This window comes from Collinsella vaginalis (assembly GCF_900176655.1).
Taxonomy (GTDB): Bacteria; Actinomycetota; Coriobacteriia; order Coriobacteriales; family Coriobacteriaceae; genus Collinsella; species Collinsella vaginalis.
In genome coordinates this window covers 88,805-109,630 of the sequence record NZ_LT838842.1, presented here as the reverse complement: position 1 = coordinate 109,630, position 20,826 = coordinate 88,805, and the positions used below count along the sequence as shown (strand labels likewise).

Annotated in this window: 14 protein-coding genes, 2 tRNA genes and 1 pseudogene; 15 read left to right on the top strand and 2 right to left on the bottom strand. The window is 64.3% G+C overall.

Annotated features, from left to right (window positions below; translation table 11 throughout):
* Positions 1 to 353 precede the first annotated feature (353 nt).
* The gene (locus CAP13_RS00440) at positions 354 to 1,568 is read left to right on the top strand and encodes an iron-containing alcohol dehydrogenase (RefSeq protein ID WP_085829718.1); all 1,215 of its coding nucleotides are present in this window, start codon (positions 354 to 356) and stop codon (positions 1,566 to 1,568) included.
* Between the two features lie 266 nt (positions 1,569 to 1,834).
* Positions 1,835 to 3,097, top strand: coding sequence for a bifunctional glutamate N-acetyltransferase/amino-acid acetyltransferase ArgJ (argJ, locus tag CAP13_RS00435; protein WP_085829717.1), 1,263 nt, complete (start codon positions 1,835 to 1,837; stop codon positions 3,095 to 3,097).
* Positions 3,098 to 3,230: 133 nt separating this feature from the next.
* On the opposite strand, the gene CAP13_RS00430 is transcribed toward argJ, so the two are convergent.
* Both CAP13_RS00430 and CAP13_RS00425 read right to left on the bottom strand, forming a co-directional pair.
* On the bottom strand, positions 3,231 to 4,907 hold the full coding sequence (locus CAP13_RS00430; RefSeq protein WP_085829716.1) for a Mur ligase family protein: 1,677 nt from the start codon (positions 4,905 to 4,907) through the stop codon (positions 3,231 to 3,233).
* A 275-nt stretch (positions 4,908 to 5,182) separates the two neighbouring features.
* Positions 5,183 to 5,255: transfer RNA gene (locus CAP13_RS00425), tRNA-Val, on the bottom strand.
* Between the two features lie 977 nt (positions 5,256 to 6,232).
* Between CAP13_RS00425 and CAP13_RS00420 the strand changes: the two genes are divergently transcribed.
* The 13 genes and pseudogenes from CAP13_RS00420 to CAP13_RS10435 form a co-directional block, all read left to right on the top strand.
* Positions 6,233 to 7,138: an HAD family hydrolase gene (locus CAP13_RS00420; RefSeq protein WP_085829715.1), complete on the top strand. Its 906-nt coding sequence runs from the start codon at positions 6,233 to 6,235 to the stop codon at positions 7,136 to 7,138.
* 70 nt (positions 7,139 to 7,208) lie between these two features.
* Positions 7,209 to 8,096, top strand: a complete 888-nt coding sequence (murI, locus tag CAP13_RS00415) for a glutamate racemase (RefSeq protein ID WP_085829714.1) — start codon at positions 7,209 to 7,211, stop codon at positions 8,094 to 8,096.
* A 107-nt stretch (positions 8,097 to 8,203) separates the two neighbouring features.
* Positions 8,204 to 8,938: a ribonuclease PH gene (rph, locus tag CAP13_RS00410; protein ID WP_085829713.1), complete on the top strand. Its 735-nt coding sequence runs from the start codon at positions 8,204 to 8,206 to the stop codon at positions 8,936 to 8,938.
* Between the two features lie 81 nt (positions 8,939 to 9,019).
* Complete coding sequence (gene rdgB / locus CAP13_RS00405) at positions 9,020 to 9,658, top strand: RdgB/HAM1 family non-canonical purine NTP pyrophosphatase (protein WP_085829941.1); 639 nt, start codon at positions 9,020 to 9,022, stop codon at positions 9,656 to 9,658.
* Positions 9,655 to 10,101, top strand: a complete 447-nt coding sequence (gene dtd / locus CAP13_RS00400) for a D-aminoacyl-tRNA deacylase (RefSeq protein ID WP_085829712.1) — start codon at positions 9,655 to 9,657, stop codon at positions 10,099 to 10,101. Before rdgB ends, dtd begins: the two co-directional genes overlap by 4 nt.
* Before the next feature lie 230 nt (positions 10,102 to 10,331).
* Positions 10,332 to 10,628: a Veg family protein gene (locus CAP13_RS00395; RefSeq protein ID WP_085829711.1), complete on the top strand. Its 297-nt coding sequence runs from the start codon at positions 10,332 to 10,334 to the stop codon at positions 10,626 to 10,628.
* Positions 10,629 to 10,632: 4 nt separating this feature from the next.
* On the top strand, positions 10,633 to 11,532 hold the full coding sequence (gene ispE / locus CAP13_RS00390; RefSeq protein WP_085829710.1) for a 4-(cytidine 5'-diphospho)-2-C-methyl-D-erythritol kinase: 900 nt from the start codon (positions 10,633 to 10,635) through the stop codon (positions 11,530 to 11,532).
* Positions 11,533 to 11,569: 37 nt separating this feature from the next.
* Positions 11,570 to 11,646: transfer RNA gene (locus CAP13_RS00385), tRNA-Pro, on the top strand.
* 625 nt (positions 11,647 to 12,271) lie between these two features.
* The gene (locus CAP13_RS00380) at positions 12,272 to 15,193 is read left to right on the top strand and encodes an AfsR/SARP family transcriptional regulator (RefSeq protein ID WP_179184862.1); all 2,922 of its coding nucleotides are present in this window, start codon (positions 12,272 to 12,274) and stop codon (positions 15,191 to 15,193) included.
* Between the two features lie 87 nt (positions 15,194 to 15,280).
* Positions 15,281 to 16,612 carry a coproporphyrinogen III oxidase family protein gene (locus CAP13_RS00375; RefSeq protein ID WP_085829708.1) on the top strand — a complete coding sequence of 444 codons (1,332 nt, stop codon included), beginning with the start codon at positions 15,281 to 15,283 and terminating at the stop codon, positions 16,610 to 16,612.
* Positions 16,613 to 16,836: 224 nt separating this feature from the next.
* Entirely contained in the window at positions 16,837 to 18,609 is a 1,773-nt protein-coding gene (gene aspS, locus CAP13_RS00370) for an aspartate--tRNA ligase (RefSeq protein WP_085829707.1), read from the top strand.
* A gap of 652 nt (positions 18,610 to 19,261) precedes the next feature.
* Positions 19,262 to 20,725 (top strand): purple acid phosphatase family protein, encoded by a 1,464-nt coding sequence (locus CAP13_RS00365; RefSeq protein WP_085829706.1) that lies wholly within the window; start codon positions 19,262 to 19,264, stop codon positions 20,723 to 20,725.
* Between the two features lie 12 nt (positions 20,726 to 20,737).
* Positions 20,738 to 20,824: pseudogene (locus CAP13_RS10435) on the top strand (immunoglobulin-like domain-containing protein); the annotation flags it as partial.
* Between the last annotated feature and the right edge of the window lie 2 nt (positions 20,825 to 20,826).

Here is a 20,826-nt window from a genome sequence, read left to right as displayed (position 1 = left end):
CTTGTGTGCCGATGACCCAAGATACTAGCAGCTGGCCATCGGTTGCTAGGCTTCGCAGCCAAGGACGAGGGCCGCGCATCGTATGAAACAACACCGGGAGTCGATGGGCCGATGGCCCAGCTCGGATCCGGGCATACGCCTATCCGGCAAAAGTGTGGGCACCTAACCGTACTTTGCAGGCAAATATGCCCACGGAGTAGCTATTTGTAGCGCCCCTAAACAACTATGGTGATACAATTTCTACACACATCGTGGGGGCGGAGCCGTTTCCGCCGCACCGCATTTGGTCATTACGGGGCCGCATCGGTGCCCCGTTTCTCAGGGGTTTCGCCCCTGGAGTGGAGGGGATCCATATGGGACAGTTCACCAACCCGCGCGACCTGTATTTCGGCGAGGGGGCGCGTCACGAGGTCAAGAAGCTCAAGGGCGAGCGCGCCATGATCGTCACCGGCGGCGGCTCCATGCGCCGCGGCGGGTTCCTGCAGGACATTGAGGCCGATCTCAAGGAGGCCGGTTTCGCGGTCGAGATCTTCGAGGGCGTCGAGTCCGACCCTTCAGTCGAGACGGTCATGAAGGGCGCCAAGGCCATGGAGGCCTTCCAGCCCGACTGGATCATCGGCCTCGGCGGCGGTTCGCCCATCGATGCGGCCAAGGCCATGTGGCTCTTCTACGAGTACCCGGAGGAGACCTTCGAGCAGGCCGTCGTCCCGTTCAGCTTCCCTGAGCTGCGCCAGAAGGCGAAGTTCTGTGCCGTCGCCTCCACCTCCGGCACGGCCACCGAGGTCACGGCCTTCTCCGTGATCACCGACTACGAGCGCGGCATCAAGTACCCGCTGGCCGACTTCAACATCACGCCCGACGTCGCCATCGTCGACCCCGAGCTCACCTACACCATGCCGCAGAAGCTCTGCGCCCACACCGGCATGGACGCCCTGACCCACGCCATCGAGGCCTACGTCTCCACCGCCGCCTCGATGTTCACCGATGCCAACGCGCTCCATGCCATCCGTGAGATCGTCGAGTGGCTGCCGAAGTCCTATCAGGGCGACCATGAGGCCCGTGCCCACATGCACGAGGCCCAGTGCATCGCCGGTATCGCCTTCTCCTCGGGCCTGCTCGGCATCGTGCACTCCATGGCGCACAAGACCGGCGCCGCCTTCTCGGGCGACCACATCATCCATGGCTGCGCGAACGCCATGTACCTCGGCAAGGTCATCCAGTTCAATGCCAAGGACGACCGCGCCCGCACCCGCTACGCCTACATCGCCCGCGAGGTCCTGCACCTTGCCGGTGAGACCGAGGATGAGCTCGTGGCCGCCCTCGTGCAGAAGATCCGCGAGCTGAACGACGCCCTGAACATCCCGCAGGGCATCAAGAATTACGGCGCCAGCGGCGTCAAGGCCGAGACGTCCGTCATCGACTACGAGGAGTTCGTGTCGAAGAAGGCCGAGATCGCCGAACTCGCCATCGCGGACGCCTGCACGCTCAGCAACCCGCGCACGCCCACGCAGGAGGAGATGGAGCAGCTCCTCGAGTGCGTCTACAACGATCAGGACGTGGACTTCTAAGGAACCCTCCAAAGAGGAACCTCCCCTGATTGGGTGTCGATGCCCTCCTTGCGCCCCGACTGCTTGCAGCCGGGGCGCTTTCTTACCGCAGCGCACCTGATCAGCGCTGATGGCCTCGTGGCAAGCCCGGTCGCCGCGCAAGCGGCCTCCCTCGGCTGAGGGGTGTTCGTGCGTGAGTTTTTTCGTCTACATATTTCTGTGCGCGCGTCTCGCTACACTGGAAGATGAGAGCCAACCGGCCCGCACCGATGAAGGAGTTCCGACATATGGATCTTGAACAGTTCGACAACGCGCTCAGGCCCGTCACCGATGGCGGCGTCACCTCGCCGGCGGGGTTCCGGGTCGGTGCGGTGGCGGCGGGGATCCGCGCGGGATCGTCCGCGCCCGATCTCGCGGTGCTCCTGACCGAGGAGCCGGTGCCCGCCTCGGCGGTCTTCACCACGAGCTCCTTCGCCGCCGCACCGGTGCGCGTGAGCCGCGCCAACCTTGCACATGGCGGGGGAGCGGGTCTGGTGCAGGCCGTGGTCCTGAACGCCGGTAACGCGAACGCCGCCACGGGGGAGGCGGGCCTTGCCTGCGCCCGCGAGACCTGTGAGATCGCCGCGCAGATCCTCGGCTGCGATCCCAGTCAGGTGCTCGTGGCCTCAACCGGCCCCATCGGCGTTCCGCTTGGCATCGAGCCGTTCGACACGATGCTGCCCGAGGTCATCGACGCAGCCGGCCCTCAGGGCGGAGCGGACGCCGCGCGGGCCATCATGACCACGGACACGCACCCCAAGGAGTGCGCGATCAGCTACGCGAGCAAGGTCCTCGCCTATGCGGACCGCACCTTCACGGTTGGTGGCATGTGCAAGGGCTCGGGCATGGTCATGCCGAATATGGCGACTCTGATCGCCGTCATCACCACGGATGCCCCGGTCTCGCAGTCCTCCCTGCAGCGGATCCTGAAGGAGTGCGTCGCGCGGACGTTCAACAAGGTGACGGTGGACTCCGATAGCTCCACGAACGACACCTGCATCATGCTGTCGAGCGGCGCGGCCGGAGCGGACGCGCCGACGATCGAGCCGGGCACGGAGGCCTTCGAGGAGCTCTCCTATGTCGCGCTCCAGGTTTGCGAGACCCTGGCCCGCCAGATCGCAGCCGACGGCACGGGGGCGTCCAAGCTTGTGACCGTCCGGGTGTCCGGCGCGGTGAACGCCGACGACGCCGACGCCACGGCCCGCGCGGTCGCCACCTCGCCGCTGGTGAAGGCACAGATCGCCGGGCGCGTCTGCGCTGTGGGGCCCGTGTTGGCAGCGCTTGGGCGCAGCGGGGCCACATTCGAGCAGGAGGATGTGGACGTCGACCTCATGGGGATTCCCGCCTGCCGCGCGGGCGTGGCGCTCGCCATCGATGCCGATGAGGCGGCGCGTCGTTTCGAGGCGGGGGAGATCGTGATCTCGATCGACCTCGGGGCCGGAGAGGCCGAGACGACGATCTGGACGTGCGACCTCACGGCCGGCTACGTGGAGCATGCCGCACGTCGTTAACCGTTTGAGGGCGTATCGGGCCCAGCGACGTGTGACCGTGCGTTGACCGACGCTGTATTGAAGACCGAGCGGTATCGAACGTCGGCGGCCGGCTGGATCCCGGTGGCAGTTCAGCGCCGTTGGTCGGTTCCGGCTAGGCCTCGAACTCCTCAAGCGCCTGCGCGAGCGTGATGCCGTCGGGAACATAGGGCTCGTGCACGCCGTTCCTGAGCATATAGGGATCGCTGCCCTTGCCGGTCACGATCACGAGGGCCGGTCGGGCCGTCTCGCGCACGCAGGTGCGGATGGCCTCGACGCGGTCAAGGATAATCTGGCAGGGCACCTTCCCTTGGCGGTGCACGGCAGCGGCGATGGCGTCTGCGATGGCAGCGGGGTCCTCTGGGCCAGGGTCGTCCTCGGTGATCACGATGCGGTCGGCCAACCGGCCGGCGGCTTCGCCCATGGTCTCGCGTCGATCTACGCCCTTGCCGCCCGTCGCTCCGAAGACCACGGCGAGCTCGCGATCGGGGAAGGTCTTGTGCAGGTCGGTGAGGAGGGTCTCGAGGCTCATGCCGTTATGCGCGTAATCGACCACACCGAGGATGCGCCCTGAGGCGATGGGGTAGAGCTCCATGCGGCCGGGTACGCGGACATCCTGGAAGCCATGAACGATGTCCTCCTCCTCGACGCCCAGCGCGAGGGCACAAGCGATCACCGCGAGGGCGTTTGAGACGTTGAAGGCAACGGGTGTGGCAATCTCGATCTCGCGGGTGAACGACGGGGTGCGGACGCGCGCCACGATTCCCCGCTCCGTTGCGGAGAGCGCTTCGGCGAAGACGTCGGCGCGGGGATCTTTGAGCGCGTAGGTGATCAGATCGGGGCAGGCGCGGGCAGCGCCGAGCACGCGGTCGACATGGTCCATATCGAGGTTCACCACGGCCGTGCGTGCCTGTTTGAAGAGCTTGAGCTTGCTTGTGAAATAGTCCTCGAAGTCAGGGTGCTCAATGGGGGAGATGTGGTCCTCGCCGATGTTGATGAAGGCTCCTACGGCGAAATCGACACCACGGGTGCGTTCGTATTTGAGGGCCTGGCTCGAGGCTTCCATGACCACGTAATCGAGGCCGGCCGTGCGGGCATTCGCGAGCTGGCGCTCGAGCTGGAACGATTCGGGTGTGGTGAGCGAGGACGACCCCGAGCCCACGCCATCGAAGTAGTCAACGGTTGAGAAGAGGCCGGCGGGCGTCGCGTGGATGCGGCGTGCCCGGGCGTCCAGGAGGTGCTTCAGGTAGTAGGCGCAGGTGGTCTTACCCTTGGTTCCGGTGAATGCGCAGACCGAGAGGTCGCCGGAGGGATGGTCGTAGGCGGCGTCGGCGAGGAGGCCCAGGGTGATGCGGATATCGGTGACGCGCACGAGAGGGATGCCGACGTGGTAGTCAACCTCAGACACGTAGGCCACCGCCCCGGCCTCGATGGCGGAGAGCAGGTAGGCGCGTTTGAAGGTCGCCCCCTTGCACACGAAGAGGGTGTGCGGACACACCTCGCGCGAGTCGTCGGTAGCGAAGTCGATGAGCAGGTCTTGAAGCCCCTCCACGTTGGCGCGGCGTGCCTTGTCGCTCTCGTGCGCATCGGGGGCGCCGGCATGAGCGGTATCCGAGGGGGATGCACCGCGTCCGTTGCCTATGGTGTCGCCGACGGCGCCGTCTTTTCCCGCCGCGCCGCAGATTCCGCTTTCTGGGTGTGCGGGGAGCGAGATGTCCGCAAGGATGCCTTCAGTATCCAGCAGCCGCACATATGAGGCGAGGCTTCGGGGGATCTGCGTGGCTGCGGGCATAGGCCCTCCTTCAGGGGAAGCGGTTGCGATCCTTCAAGGATACCGCGTGCGATTTCAAGATGCGGCATCATCCGATTCCCGCCATCGGCGATCCATGACGGGACGGCCCGCGCGCGTGGAGGCAGGGGGCATTGGCCTGCGTCGGCGGCCTGCGTCGGTCTGCACGACCTGGTGACCGGGATGGCCCGCGCACGTGGGCCGAGTGGCTGTTGCGCCGGATATTGGTGCGAAGGCATGAGAAAGGCCCCCGTGTGGGGGCCGTGTTCTTCAGAGGGTGGGCGATGAGGGATTCGAACCCCCAGCCTTGTGCGTGTAAAGCACCTGCGCTAACCGTTGCGCCAATCGCCCGGGCCCCGACAGTATACCTGAACCGGATGAGCAGGTGGATGGCCATACGGTTGGCGGTGGGGCCTCGCCCCCCTTGACCCCAGTTTCATCGCTACGTTTTCTCCGGGCTTGTCACAACGCGTTGTACGGGCTCGGGCAGGCACCACATCGAGGGCCGGATGGGCCGGCACGGCGCGGGCGCAGCCTGCTTGCTGGTGCCGGGTCCATATCCTAGATGCAGGGGGCGTCACACAGATTGCCCTCGCGTTGGTATGTCCTCAGATGCACAGAGGTATCTGCAATCACCTATACGTGTGGATGCCTGAAGAAGCACCGAATCAAGCTGGATTCGAAGCTGCGGGAGGGTCGTCTAGTAGAAAATGTCAGATCTGAGTCTATGCAAGGCATGGTTCGGCTGAGATGGCGTACATTCGCGTGTCTGGCCCTAGAAGGAAGATCAAAATGAGAGACATATGCTTATAGTTATTTCTTTGCGACGCGCGGTTCAGTGACTGGAAGCCAAACTTTCCCCGCCCCGGTCTCTGGGATGACGCAGATCTGACATTTTCTACTACTAAACTCGTGCCTGTAAAAATCGAGAATTATAGAACAAAATATTATGAATTAAAAACTTATAAATTTGAATAATAAACCATTCAATTAGATATGACTATTTGTTCTAGGAACCCGATGCCGGTGGCATACGCAAGCGCAGCGCCACCGGCAATAGCCCAAACCAATGACCTGTCTATAGTGGTCCAAACCGAACCGATGCGACTACCTTTGGTAGTCTTTGGTAGTTCAAGCTGGTGGTGTCATAACCATTCCATTCCGCCTTCCGCCTCCGAGGGCCATCACTTAGATTGCCCAACCCGTGCAAGTCGAAGGCACCTCCTGTTCAGTCGGTTGTTTCGCTGCCCGGATGGATCGACCGTCTATAAAGCGCGTGTCCCGTGCAATCCGGGTATGATGGTGGGCCGAACCCAAAAGGAGGATCCATGCCGTATTCCGTCTTGCCAGAGCGCGCCGACGGTGAGCTCCGTGCGCGCCTGTCAAAAGTCCGCTATGTCTTCACCGATATGGACGGCACCATGCTCGCACCCGGCTCGACCGCTCTCGCCGATGCCGATGGCCAACCGAGCCTCGCGCTCGTCCAGGTGCTCGTCGATCTCAAGCGCGCTGGGATCGAGGTCATCCCCTGTTCAGGCCGTAACCGGTCGATGCTCCACGAGGACGTCCGCATCCTTGGGCTCAACGCCTACATCGGGGAGATGGGCGGCCTCCTCATGATCGACCATAAGAAGAACGACTGGCGCTATTTCACCGCCGACATGGCGTACGACCCTTCGTGCGGGCTTTCCCCGCACGAGGTCATCGAGCGAACCGGGATCTGCGAGGTCTTCGCCACTCGCTGGCCCGGCCTGCTCGAATACCACAACGACATGTCAAACGGCTACAAGCACCGCGAGGTCACCGTCGGGCTGCGCGGCGAGATCCCCGATGAGGAGGCTGAGGCCGTTCTAGCCGAGGCCGGGGTCGGCCTCGATTGGGGGGACAACGGTTTTCTGAACTACATCTCGGCCCCCACCACGCTCCGGCTGCCCGCAGGCGTCCGCGGGCGCGCCTTCAATATCTCTCCCGCGGGCCTCACCAAGGGTCGCGGCATAGAACGCTTCTGCGAGCTGCGCGGCATCGATCCCGAGACGGCCGTCGCCCTGGGAGATGCCCGCTCCGATTTCGCCATGGCAGATGCTGTGGGGACGTTCCTCCTGGTGGAAAATGGCCTCAAGAATCCTGGCGCCGCGGAGTTCATGGCGGAGCGCAAGAACGCCTACGTGACCCGCGGCCGCATCGTCGACGGTTGGGTGAGCGCGATGCGGACCATCCTCGAGGCCCAGGCGTAGGGCCGGCCGGGGCGATATGCGGTTACGTGGCCGTATCGCGCCTCCGCCCCCTGTCTGGAAAGGAGCGAGCATGAACACAGCCGCAGCCGGTGATTCCCGGCCCATCGGCGTCTTCGATTCGGGCCTCGGCGGCCTCACGGTGGCACGGTCCATCGCGACGGGCCTGCCACGGGAGTCCATCCGCTACTTCGGTGACACCGCGCGTTGCCCATACGGCATCCGCTCTGCGGACGAGGTTCGCACCTTCGCCCTCGAGGCTGCTCGGTGGCTCGAGACCCGCGACGTGAAGATCATCGTCATCGCCTGCAACACGGCCACAGCCGCGGCCTTGAGCACGCTCCAGCGCCTGCTGCCCGTACCGGTCATCGGCGTCATCGCGCCGGGCGCGCGGGCGGCCATCAACAGCACGCGGACGCGCCGCGTGGGAGTCCTCGCGACCGAGCTCACGGTTGCGAGCGGGGCATACGCCTGCGCTATTCAGGAGCGCGATGCAGGCGTCACGGTCTCGAGCTGCGCCGCCTCGAGTTTCGTCGACATCGTCGAGCGCGAGCTCGCGACCGGCGCCCATGTGCAGGAGCGGTGGCTCGAGGGCCGCGACATTTTCGATGTCCCCTCCGTGCACGATGAGGTGGCACGCACCGTCGCTCCGCTTCGCGAGGCGGGGGTGGACACCGTCGTGCTTGGCTGCACGCATTTCCCGCTGCTCGCCGGTCCCATCGGTCGGGCCCTTGGCCCGGGGGTGCGCGTGGTGAGCTCGGCGGAGGAGACCACCGTCGAGCTCGAGGATATCCTCGCCCGCCGTGATCAGCTCGCGCCGGCGGACGCCGCGCCGGAGCACCGGTTCGCCACCACGGCAGACAACATCGCCGCTTTCGCCGCAGCGGGGAGCTTCATCTTCGGCAAGCCGTTGAAGAGTGTCGAGCAGGTGGGTATCACCGAGCTTGAGGAGCTCCGGTGAGTTCGCGGCCAGAGCGGCACAGTGCCGGCGGGCTTGCGCCAGAAGGCCCGAGTGCAACGAGATCATCAGCCGGCCGGCGTTCCGGCCGCACATAGGAAGGAAGATGCATGGAGAGGATCGAGGTGCCCCGCGCGGACGGTCGCGCGGTTGACGAGATGAGGAAGGTCACGCTCACCCGCGACGTCATGAAGCACGCGCTCGGTTCGTGCCTCGTGGAGTTCGGCGACACGCGCGTGCTCTGCGCCGCCACAGTTGAGGAGGGCTTGCCGGCTTGGCGCCGTGCGAGCCATGCCGGATGGGTCACGGCCGAGTACGCCATGCTGCCCGCATCGACGAACCGCCGCACCCGCCGTGAGACGGGATCGCGCAAGGGACGGTCCATGGAGATCGAGCGGTTGATCGGGCGAAGCCTGCGCGCGGTGGTGAACCTCAAGGCCCTCGGCGAGCACACGGTCACAGTCGACTGCGATGTGCTCCAGGCCGATGGCGGCACGCGCACGGCGAGTGTGACCGGTGCCTGGGTGGCCCTCCACGACGCCCTCATGGCCTGGGTCGAGGCGGGCAAGATCGCGCGCCTCCCGCTCATCGGCCAGGTCGCCGCCGTCTCCGTGGGTGTGGTCGACGGCGCGTGCCTGCTCGACCTCGACTACGCCGAGGACTCGCGCGCTGAGGTGGATATGAACGTCGTCGCGACCGATACCGGCGAGATGGTTGAGCTCCAAGGCACCGGCGAGCGCATCACCTTCGACCGCGCCCGTCTGGGCACCCTGCTCGACCTCGGCGATGCGGGGATCAGGAAGCTCATCGCCCTGCAGAACGAGGTCACCGCTTTCCAGGAGTAACAGTATCAGGATGCGCCGATCGCACCCGACCGCCCGCGCAATGGGCCACCTAAGAAGGAGTCAGCTGTGGAGGCTGTTGACATGAGCACCCTCGACCCGGCCCGCACGGTCGTGGTCGCCACCGGCAACGCCCATAAGCTTGTTGAGATCGAATCCATCCTCGCGCAGGTCCTCCCGGATGTGCGCTTCGTCGCCTTAGGGCAGCTCGGGGACTTTCCCGATCCGGAGGAGACGGGGGAGACCTTCCTCGAGAACGCGCTGATCAAGGCTGAGTCGGCTGTTGCCGAGACGGGCCTCACGGCTATCGCCGACGACTCCGGTCTTGTGGTGGACGCCCTTGACGGAGCGCCCGGTGTGTACTCGGCGCGCTATGCCGGCGTCCACGGCGATGACGCCGCGAACAACGAGAAGCTCCTGTGGAACCTGGCGGATGTCGCTGATTCCGAGCGGACCGCGCGCTTCATGAGCGTGATCGCCCTCATCAGCTCCGATGGCATGGTGCTCACGGGAACGGGCTCATGCGAGGGAAGGATCGGCTATGTGCCGCAGGGCGAGAACGGTTTCGGCTATGATCCCCTGTTCCTGCCGGATGAGACACCGGGACGGACGATGGCCGAGCTGGAGCCTGCGGAGAAGAACGCCATCAGCCATCGTTTCCACGCGCTCACAGACCTTGCGGCCAGGCTCGCGCCAGGTGGCGCGGTGGGACCGACGGCATGAGGGCCCACGTCCAGCGTGTGAGAAGCGCATCTGTTGAGATCGCAGGAGAGACGGTCGGCTCCATCGGCCGCGGCTACCTGGTTCTGCTCGGCGTGGGCGCCGGGGACACCGAGGCCGCAGCGGACAAGCTCTGGTCAAAGCTCCGAGACCTGCGCATCAACGAGGATGATGAGGGGAAGACCAACCGCTCCCTGGCGGAGGCGGCGGGGGAGGTCCTCGTGGTGTCGCAGTTCACGCTGTATGCGGACTGCCGGCGTGGTCGCCGCCCCTCCTTCACCGCAGCCGCTCCGCCTGCTGAGGCCGAGCGTTTGTACGAGCACTTCGTCTCACTGGTGCGGGCGGACCTGGGGACGGTTGAGACAGGGCGTTTCGGAGCGAATATGCAGGTGAGCCTTGTGAACGATGGCCCGTTCACGGTCTTGCTCGATACCGCCGAGCTTTGAGCGGCAGGTACGCGCGCGGTCCTGTCTCTGAGAGGCGCCCCGCGCATTCAGCGGCAACCGTCGACGAGCAGATGATGCAGGAGGCCGTAGACATGAACCCCCGTGCATTCAGCGGCAACCGGCCCCTATGATCTTGACGTGCAGTTGACCACATCCATATACAGCCCTGTTATACTGATTAGCTACCAAAACTATAGTAAGGCGTATTCTGCCTGTATGGAGGCTTGTCTATGGAGGAGCAGGAAGTAAACCACGTTGAAGACATCCACGAGCGCTTGGCTGAGATGGTCGGCGATCGCGTGCGCGTGAAGGCCAACATGGGGCGCACCCGTGTGATCGAGCGCATGGGCGTCATCAAGAACGTGCACCCTGCGGTGTTCATCGTCGAGGTCGACGAGCGCCGTGGTCGCAAATCTCGCCAGTCCTACCAGTACGTGGATATTCTCACGGGTACGGTTGAGCTGTTTGATCCCGAGAGCGGCGAGCACCTGTTCACCCCGCTGGGCAACCAGCTCGAGGAGCACTAAGCCGATGCCCCGAAAATTCCTCCTGATCACCGCGCCCGCGAAGATCAACCTGTACCTCGGCGTGCATCCGGGGTGCGAGGAGGACGGTTACCACCGGGTCGATACCGTCATGACGGCGATCGACCTTGCGGATACCGTGGCGATCTCCCCTTCCCATGAGCTTGCTGTGCATACGGTTCCGCCGGCGGATTTCCCCATGGAGTCCAACACGGCGTATCGTGCGGCGCGGGCGATGGGGGAGGCCTTCGAGCGCGAGGCCTCGTTCACGATCCTCATCGACAAGCACATTCCCATCCGTGCGGGCCTCGGCGGACCATCCACCGATGCGGCCGCCGTGATCCTCGGCATCTGCCAGCTTTGGGATATCGACCCCGCCGATCCTCGCATCGAGGAGGTTGCCCGCGCCATCGGCGCTGACGTGCCGTTCTTCCTCTATGGCCCCCCGGCGTATCTAGACGGGCGGGGAGACACCCTACGGGAGCTCTTCCGCCCGCTCACAGGCACGCCGGTGGCGCTTGTGAAGCCGAGCGCCGACGGCAGCGGCGTCACCGCCGTCGCGGCATACCGCGCCTTCGATGAGGACCCTGCGGAACCATCGCCTCTGGAGCCGCTGCTCACCGCCATGCGCGAGCACGATGAGACGGCTATTTTCGAGCATGTCGCGAACAACCTGGGACCGGCCGCGGTGCGCGTTTCACCCGAGGTGGGTGAGGTCCTCACCTGGCTGCGCGAGCAGCCGGGGGTCCGCGTCGCGGATGTCTGCGGTTCCGGTTCGATGAGCTTCGCCGTCTGCGAGACGCAGATGGACGCCGAGCGCATCGCGATCGCGGCCCTCGATGAGATGGGCTGGTGGGGCCAAGCGGCGAAGATGGAGAAATCCGGTCCGTATATTGCCGTCGGCTAGCATCGCCAGGCGTCTTCTGCTACTATATTCGGGCTTTCGGGTTGTGGCTCAGTTTGGTAGAGCACCGCGTTCGGGACGCGGGGGTCGCTGGTTCAAATCCAGTCAACCCGACCATTGTTTGTATACGGTCTGGCAGAGCAGCTGCCGGACCGTTTTTTCTTGGCGGTGCAGATCGAGCGGTGCCGGTGCGCATGCCATCGGCTTGCTCCGGACAGCACATATGGCTATCTGTTGTCAACAGGATTCCGAGAAACTGGGCTATATCTAACAGATAGTCGTTCATTTTCTTCTATTTTGTAGTACGTATATAATTAGCAACACAGATGCTCCCATTCATCGCTCAAAACCGTCCTGCCACCGGTTCCCTCAGGAGGGGTTGGCAAAGCATCAGGTAGAGTGGTGTTGCGCAACAGTGCGCATACACGAAGACCGAAAAGGGGAATCAGCCGTGTGATGAAAAGCCAATCTTGCCCTTTGCGCTTAGATTGCGATTGATCTGGCTCAGACCTGACAAAGCCACCTTCAGGAGAGAACTTCTTCCCTCAGATCTCGTGTGCGTGCCGTAGCGTTCTGTACACGTCACACGGAGGAGGTCTCGATGGGCAAGGGTGCGAACACGCGGTGTCAGTCAAAAGGGACTGGCGCGCAGCGTCGGGAAACTGTTCGGGAAGCGGGGAGCGAGAACGCGCTGCCGCCTCCGTTTCAGGGCGCTCCTGTTTCCGTTGCACGCGAGGAGCTGGTGGGAGATGTCATTCGCCAGTCCGCTGCGGCCGGTATCGCATTCATCTGCGCGCCAGAGGGGTTTGGGAAGACCTCGTTGCTGTTGCAGGTGGCCGATGCGGTGCGCGCGGACCTCACGCGCGGCACGGTCCGGCTCATCAGCGGGGCCCGCAAGGAGACGGCTGATCTCATCTGCGAGCTCAAGTCCCTCGGGCAGGAGCTTTCCGGCGCCCGTGAGCCGTTTCTCCTGGTGGATGAAGTTCCCCCGCTTTCCGGTGCGGAAATCAAGGCCTTCGTAGCGGAGCTTCGCGATCTTCGCGAAGGCGGGGTCATCGCTGTGGTGTCGTGCACCCCTGCCAATCGGGCCCTTGTGAATGCCTTGGGGGATTCCCATAAGGCCGGCAGCGCCGCACTTCTCGTGAAGCCGGGTGAGTATGCTCGATGGGCGAAGGCGTTCTCCATATCCGGCGCGATCGATGGCTACGGGCTCACTCGCGGGATCCCCCTGTTGATGCCTGCCCTTGCGGCGCTGTCCCGCGGAGAGGGCGGGGAAGCTCCGTTAGATGAACGCACGGCCACGCTGTACCGCGCGGTCGTTGAGGAGGCGGACCGTAGCCGCGGGGCGCTGAGCAGACTCATCACCTTGCTGCTGCTGATCGGCGATGGGTCCTTCGCCGACCTCGAGCGGTGCGGCATGCGGGTGCACGGCGGCGTGCTCAGCAGGCTGCAGCGCGAGTACCCGGTGTTCTTGGTTGGTTCCGAGGAGCGCACCTTCTCGTGTTTGGGCAAGGGGAGCGGCCCCGCCCTGAGGGCCCTGCGGCGGGATCTGGCGAAATCCCATCCCGACATGCTGCTCAAGGCGGTGCGCATCGAGATTAAAGCGCGACGGGTCGATCGCGCGATCGCGCTCATGGAGATGGCATTCGACCTCGAGCAGGCGCTCGAGGTCATCGGGGGCTCGCCGGCCGCGTTCGCCTGCGCCGGGCGCGCCGACTTCGTTCGCATGGTGATAGGCGGTATCAGCGCTGAGCGCGCGGCGAGCGTCGATGTCGGCACGGTGCTCGCCCTTCACCTCTCATCGCTTTTGGTGGGTGAGTACCGCATGGCCCGTTCGACCTGCCGGGAGCTCAGCCGTCGGGCCCATGAGATCGAGGAACAGGTTCCAGCTGCCGACTGGGGAATCGCGCTCGCCTTTCGGAAGGTATGGGGGTCCTGCGCGCGTATCGACCTGCCGCAGCTTGGCGAGGACTATCTGCGGCAGGCTCACGGCAAAGTTGAGCAGCAGCTGCTGGAACACGTCCGCACCTATCGTGGCTTCTTGGAGGGGCTAGGCGGCCGGTCTCTCGAGGCGCCTATCGTGGCGACAGGGTCTTCAGGCGGGCAGACGGGCTCCGTGGACGTCCCGCAGCTCCTTCGTGAGATCGACGCCGTGCTCATCGGTGCTCTCAGCCAGGATCCGCCAGACGGCCGTATCGAGAATCGTAGTCTTGAGCACATGGTCAGCATGCTGACCGAGCGGAGGCTCATACCGCTTGCGACCCGCGTTCGTGCGGCCGCCTCGCTCAAACGCTTGCTTGCCGGCCTTCCCGTGGTCGATGAGCGCGCGTTCAGCGACATGGTCACCGTGGCGGTTCGGGAATCCGATGTGAGCACGCAGCTGCTGTACATGATCGCAGAGGGCTGGCAGTGCGCCGTGTTGGGGCAGTTGGTGAACGCGCGGTTCAGAGGGCAGCAGGTGCTGAAATTCGCTGAGCCGCACCAGGGTTTCCTGAGAGGGTGGGCGAGCCTGCTCGAGCAGGTCGCCACCTTGCTCAACAGCTCCCGCGTGATGATCCGCGAGGAGGCTGATGTCCTGGATCTTTCGAGGACGACGGATGACCCGGCTGAGGCGTGGTCCATCGCGCTGATGCTGTCCGCGGCGGATTACGATTCTGATCTCTCGGTCTGGTACTCGGTGCATCGGGAGGTGCTGCTCGAAGCCGGCTTCAGGCCGCTCGCGCGCCTCGCCCTGAGCGTCATGGGTAAGCGTGCCGACCCTATGCGCCGCCTGCTGCCGAGCGCGATAGCGGCCCAGTACCTATTCGCGCATGAGCGTGCGGAAGGGGGAGGGCTCCCGGCATCGCCCGCACGGCTCACCGTGGTTGAGGGCCTGGCAGACCTCGGTCAGGTGAGCATCAGGCTGCTCGGCGGATTCCAGGTGAGCAAGAACGGCCACCATCTGACAGAGCGGTTATGGGGGAGGAAGCGCTCCGGCGTCCTGGCCGCGCGCCTCACCCTTGCGCTCGGCGCCTTCGTCGGCAGGCATGTCCTGGCAGACGAGCTGTGGCCTTCAACCGAGCAGCGCCGGGCGCTTCAGAACCTCTACACCGCGACCTCGGCGCTGCGATCAGCGTTCGGCCAGGCGAAAGGAGGTCCGCAGTACATCCTCTCGCAAGGTGACGGCATCGGTCTCAACACCGAGTACATCGCATCGGACGTCGCCGAGTTCGACCTCCTCGTGCGGAGCATCCTGCTGCAGCGGGCGGGCACATCCCCGCAGGTGGTCATCGATGCTTGCTTGAAGCTGGAGAAGCTCTACCTCGGTCCCCTGTACACGCCCGGGTTTGGGGAGATCGCGTTTTTCACGCGCATGCGGAGGGTCTATGAGTCGAAGTACATCGACTGCTTGATCCAGGGTATCGACGCCGCGATGGGGGAGGGGGACACGGCCGTCGCGTCGTGGCTCGCGGATGCCGCCCTCGGCCAGTGCCCGGGACGCGAAGACGTCCTGCGCCGTTCGATGCAGGTCCTCGATAAGACGGGACGCCGCCGCGAGGTCGTTGATCTGTACTCGTCCCACCTGTACTATCTGCGCGAGGACCGCGCCGGCGAACCTGAGCAGGAGACGCAGCGGCTCTACGAGGAGATCATCAACACATCGGGTCTGAAGGCGTTCGTATGATGTCCCGCTGAGGAGAGCCTTGCGGCATGCCGTGGTGGAAGAGGTACCATACCAAGCGTTGCGAATGAGATGCTGAATGGAGCAGATGTGATTTCCGAGCGCATGCTGACACGGGTGATCAAGACGATGGCCAAACGCGAGCTGAGGCTCGAGCCTGCGACCGAGCGCACGCTTCCGGGCCCGAAGCCCGGCCTGCGCTACATGCTCTACATGCACATCCCGTTTTGCCAACGGCTCTGCCCCTACTGCAGCTTCAACCGCTACCCCTTCCGCGAGGAGGTGGCACGGCCGTACTTCAAGAACCTCCGCCGCGAGATGCTCATGCTCAAGGATCTCGGTTACGACTTCGAGAGCATCTACTGCGGCGGTGGCACGCCGACCATCATGATCGACGAGCTCTGCGAGACCCTCGACCTCGCTCGCGACACCTTCTCTATCAAAGAGGTCTGCTCTGAGACGAACCCCAACCATCTGACGGGACCCTACCTGGAGAAGATGGAGGGCCGCATCCAACGGCTCTCCGTCGGCGTGCAGAGTTTCGATGACACCCTGCTCAAGCAGATGGACCGCTATGAGAAGTACGGGAGCGGCGAGGAGATCTTCGAGCGCATCCAAGAGGCGCGGGAGCACTTCGACATCTTGAACGTGGACATGATCTTCAACTTTCCATCGCAGACGGAGGAGGTTCTTCGCCGCGATATCGAGCGGATTCGGGAGAGCGGATGCCAGCAGACCACCTTCAGCCCCCTGTATTTCTCGAACGCCACCACCAGGCACATGCTGGATACGCTCGGTCACCCCAACTACGAGCGGGAGTACGAGTACTACAAGATCCTCGACGAGGAGCTCGCCGGCGGATCTGATCCCGCCTTTGAGCGGCGTACGGTCTGGACGTTCAACCGTACGGGGCGGAACCTCCATGCATGCGGTGAGAGCGCGGCGTCTGTCGATGAGTTCGGTGTCTCCTACGAGGAGTACCCGGCGATCGGTTCGGGGTCGGTCACGCACCTCGATGGAACCATCTACGTGAACACCTTCTCGATCAAGGAGTACAACGAGGCCATCGAGTCAGGCCGGATGTCGCTCATGGGCAAGACGAAGATGAGCCGCCGTGATCTCATGCGCTACCGGTTCATGCAGGACCTCTACGCCCTGCGCCTGGACAAGGAGCGGTTCAAGCGTGATTTCGGGGTGAGCGTGGAGCGTGGCCTGCCGATGGAGATGGCCTTCATGCAGGCGAACGGCGCGTTCCAAACGAACAACGACCGCGAGCTGACGCTCACGCGCCGCGGCCGCTACTACGCCCTCGTCATGCAGCGCCAGTTCCTCTCCGGATTGAATGAGCTGCGTGACCAGGCAAGATCCCAGCTCACCGGGCCGGAGCGCGAACTCGTTTTCGCTGACGGCACGGTGCGTTAGGCCCGGCGGGCGCAAGGAGGCGGGCGTCGAGCGCGATTCGCACGGTGCTCTCATTGCGCCCGCCGCAATGTTAAAACTGGGCCGTGGGTCCGGCGGGGGTGTCGCTCACAGGCCGCCCGCGCTATCATAGGCGGTCATGTGCGGCTCCGCTGTCTACGCAGCCGCGCGGTCTGTAACATCGTCGCCCGCACCGGCACGGGGCGGCACGGACTTCGGAGGTATCCATGGCGGACACCCATGCAATGCACACGCACACCTGCGGCGAGCTCACGGCCGAGCACATCGGGAGCACGGTCACACTCACCGGTTGGGTGTGGCGTCGCCGCGATCACGGCGGCCTCATCTTCGTCGACCTGCGTGACCGCGCGGGCGTCACGCAGATCTCCTTCGATCCCGAGCACTCCGGCGGCACCGCGTTCCACACCGCCGAGACCATCCGCTCCGAGTGGCCCGTCAAGGTCCGGGGTACCGTGCGCCGCCGACCCGAGGGCATGGAGAATGCGAAGCTCGCCACGGGGGACATCGAGGTCCTCATCTCCGAGATCGAGATCCTAAACCGCTCCAAGACCCCTCCGTTCCAGATCGAGGACCACATCGAGGCCGGTGAGGACATTCGCCTGCGCTACCGCTACCTCGATATCCGTCGTCCAAAGATGATGGCCAACCTGAAGCTGCGCTCCGATTTCATCTTCGCCATCCGCGAGGCCCTGCACCGTCGTGCCTTCATGGAGGTCGAGACCCCGAGCCTCTTCAAGTCAACGCCCGAGGGTGCCCGCGACTTCCTCGTACCCAGTCGTATCCAGCCTGGTCACTTCTACGCCCTGCCCCAGAGCCCCCAGCTCCTGAAGCAGCTCCTCATGGTGGGCGGCGTCGAGCGCTACTACCAGGTGGCGAAGTGCTTCCGCGATGAGGATCTCCGTGCCGACCGCCAGCCCGAGTTCACGCAGGTGGACATCGAGATGAGCTTCGTCAACCAGGATGACGTCATGGCGGAGCTCGAGGATGTCCTCTCGGACGCCTTCGCCGCGATGGGCGTCGAGATGCCCACGCCGCTGCGCCGCCTGAGCTACTGGGACGCGATGGAGACCTACGGTATCGACAAGCCCGACACCCGCTACGGTATGCACCTGGTCGACGTCACCGATATCTTCAAGGGCTCGTCGTTCAAGGTCTTCGCGAGCGCGGCGAACACCGAGGGTTCGGTTGTCAAGTGCATCAACGCCAAGGGTGCCGGCACCTGGGCCCGTGCCAAGATCGACAAGCTCGAGCCCGTTGCCCGCGAGCTCGGCGCCCGCGGCCTCGCTTGGATCGCCTTCCGCGAGGACGGCAGCATCAACAGCCCCATCGTCAAGTTCTTCTCCGAGGAGGAGATGGCTGCCCTGCGCGAGCGCGCTGAGGTGGAGCCCGGCGACCTTGTGATGTTCGCCGCCGGTCCGCGCCTCGAGAGCTGCGAGATCCTGGGCGGCATGCGCTGCCATATGGCGGATGCCCTCGACATCCCGCGCGAGGGCCACGATTTCCTCTGGGTCGTGGACTTCCCGCTCTTCCACTGGGACGAGGACCGCGGCGCCTATGCGGCCGAGCACCAGCCCTTCACGCAGCCTGTCGAGGACGATATCGACCGTCTGGACACCGATCCGCTCTCCGTGGGGTCTCGCACGTACGACTTCGTGATGGACGGATTCGAGGCGGGCGGCGGCGGCATGCGTATCCACGACGCCGCGCTCCAGGAGCGCATCCTCGAGAAACTCGGCTTCACCCCTGAGGGCGCCCGCGAGCAGTTTGGCTTCCTGATGGACGCCCTCGAGTTCGGCGCTCCCCCGATGGGCGGCTTCGCCCTCGGCCTCGACCGCGTCTGCATGTTGCTCGCCGGCGCGGACTCCATCCGCGAGGTCATGGCCTTCCCCAAGACGAGCTCAGGCTCCGACCTGATGAGCGACGCTCCGAGCGAGGTCTCGGCGCGCCAGCTCAAGGAGGTCTCGCTGCGTCTGCTGTAGGGACGTCTGTGCGCAAAACCCGTCTGTGCGGCGCCGGGGACAACACCCTGGCGCCGCATCTTTTGAAGGCGCGTGCTGCCAACCTGAATACGCTCGATCCCGCTCGCGGCGATGCACCCGGCGCATGCGGATACGTTGCCGCGGCGCGGCGCGGAGGGTGGGGCGGAGGCCGGATCTGAGCGGTCTTAAACCATCCGTCGTGCGCGGGGTTGGCTGCTGGGCCGAGGATCCGGCGTCGAATCGCCGCTCGGCACCGGAATGGAAACTTATGACTTCCTAAAGAACAGCCATGCGCCGAACCGTATGGATGTCCGATAAATTATCCCGGAATATCGATGCGGCATAGCCCGTATTTCACGTGGTCTATGCCGTGTACATGATCTCAATACGGTTGCGCAACAAATAAATAAACACGAACTATTTCAGGGCAAGGTAGCCTCCATCTGCAGAAACGCTGAAGTATCGCTGATGATTCCCTTACGTCTGGTCACCAGACTTGAGCACGCACATGTTCAGTTGAGGCGCGTGGTCGATATCGCGATGTCCGCGTGCCGCAGTAAGGGGGTCATATGAGGTTGCAAGAGGACGGCGTGCTGGATCCACGAGGGTCTGGATCGGCGTCCTGGTCATTCTGGCGCTTGCGCTCACCGCCGTGGGTGCTGGGTCATTGCTCGGTCCTGAGCGGGCTGGAGCAGACATCGCCGCAACCTCCGCAACCGAAGAGTCCAACCCGTCTATCGATGCCCCGAATGTTCGCGACGTCTCCCTTGAGGTGGGCGCCACCGAGACCTCGCGGAACCTTTCCTGGTTGAGCACCTCAAGCGAGACCTCCTATGTCGAGTTCGTCGCTAAGCCGGCGGCCTATGAGGACGGAAGCTCGTTCCCCGAGGAAGGGGCCGTGCGCGTTGCGGCCACGGGCACGGAGGCGCAGCGGACCGGGTACACCGCCTACAAGGCGACCATCACCGATATCCAGGAGAACACCACCTACCTCTACCGCGTCGGTAATGATGCGGCGTGGTCGCCGATCGCGGAGTTCACGAGCAGCGCCCAAGGGGCCTCGTCCACGTTCACCTTCCTGCTCGCCGGCGACCCGCAGATCGGTGCGAACTCGACCAGCAGCGATACCGCTGGCTGGTCCGACACGCTCAGCCTTGCCGACGCGCTCAATCCCGCGTTCATGATCTCCGTCGGCGATCAGGTGAACGATAAACAAAGCGACGATCAGTACGACAACTACTTCTCAGCGGCGGGCCTCACCTCACTCGCCCAGGCGGTGAGCGTGGGAAACCACGACGTCGGCAACACCCGCTACTCCGACTACTTCAACCTGCCGAACGTCTCGAGCCTTGGCGCTCGGACGGACACGGGCTCGATGTCCGGTGACTACTGGTTCACCTACAACGGGGTCCTGTTTATGGTGCTGAACTCCAACAACGAGGGCGTGGCGATGCACCGCCAGTTCATGCAGGAGGCGATCGCCCAGAATCCCGACGCCACGTGGAAGATCGTCGCCTTCCACCACTCGGTGTTCAGTCTTGCGCGGCATTACGGGGACAAGGACGTCGTGGATCTCCGCAACACACTTCCCCAGATCTTCTCCGAGCTGGGTATCGACGCGGTCCTCATGGGCCACGACCACTATTTCACGCGGACCTACATGATGAACGGCACGACGCCGGTCGTCCCCGAGGGCAACGACGTCTCCGCCGGTGAGCCCGTCCCGACCGAGGTTCGCAACCCGGCGGCTGGCGAGGTGCTCTACCTCACCGCGAACTCGTCCTCAGGCTCCAAGTACTACCCGATGAACGAGAATCTCTCCACTTCGGCGCTTCCCGGGTATGTGGCCGCGCAGGACCAGTCAAGCCGTAAGAGCATCACAAGCGTCATCGTCAGCGCGCAATCGCTCTCGCTTGACACGTACTACGCAGACAACGGCGAGCTCACGAAGATGGACAGCTTCACGATCAAGCGGACCGATGCCCCGGCGATCACCGCGCCCGCCGACGGTACGCTTGAGGCGTCCTCAACCTTCGACCCCATGGAGGGCGTGAGCGCGGCGAGCGCCGAGGGGGATGATCTTACCGACCTCGTGCATGTGAGCGTGACCGATTAGGACGGATCCGAGATTCGTTATGTCGACACCGATGAGCCGGGTGTCTACACCATCACCTACACGGTCACCTTCGAGGGGCAGACCCAGACCGCGACTCGCAC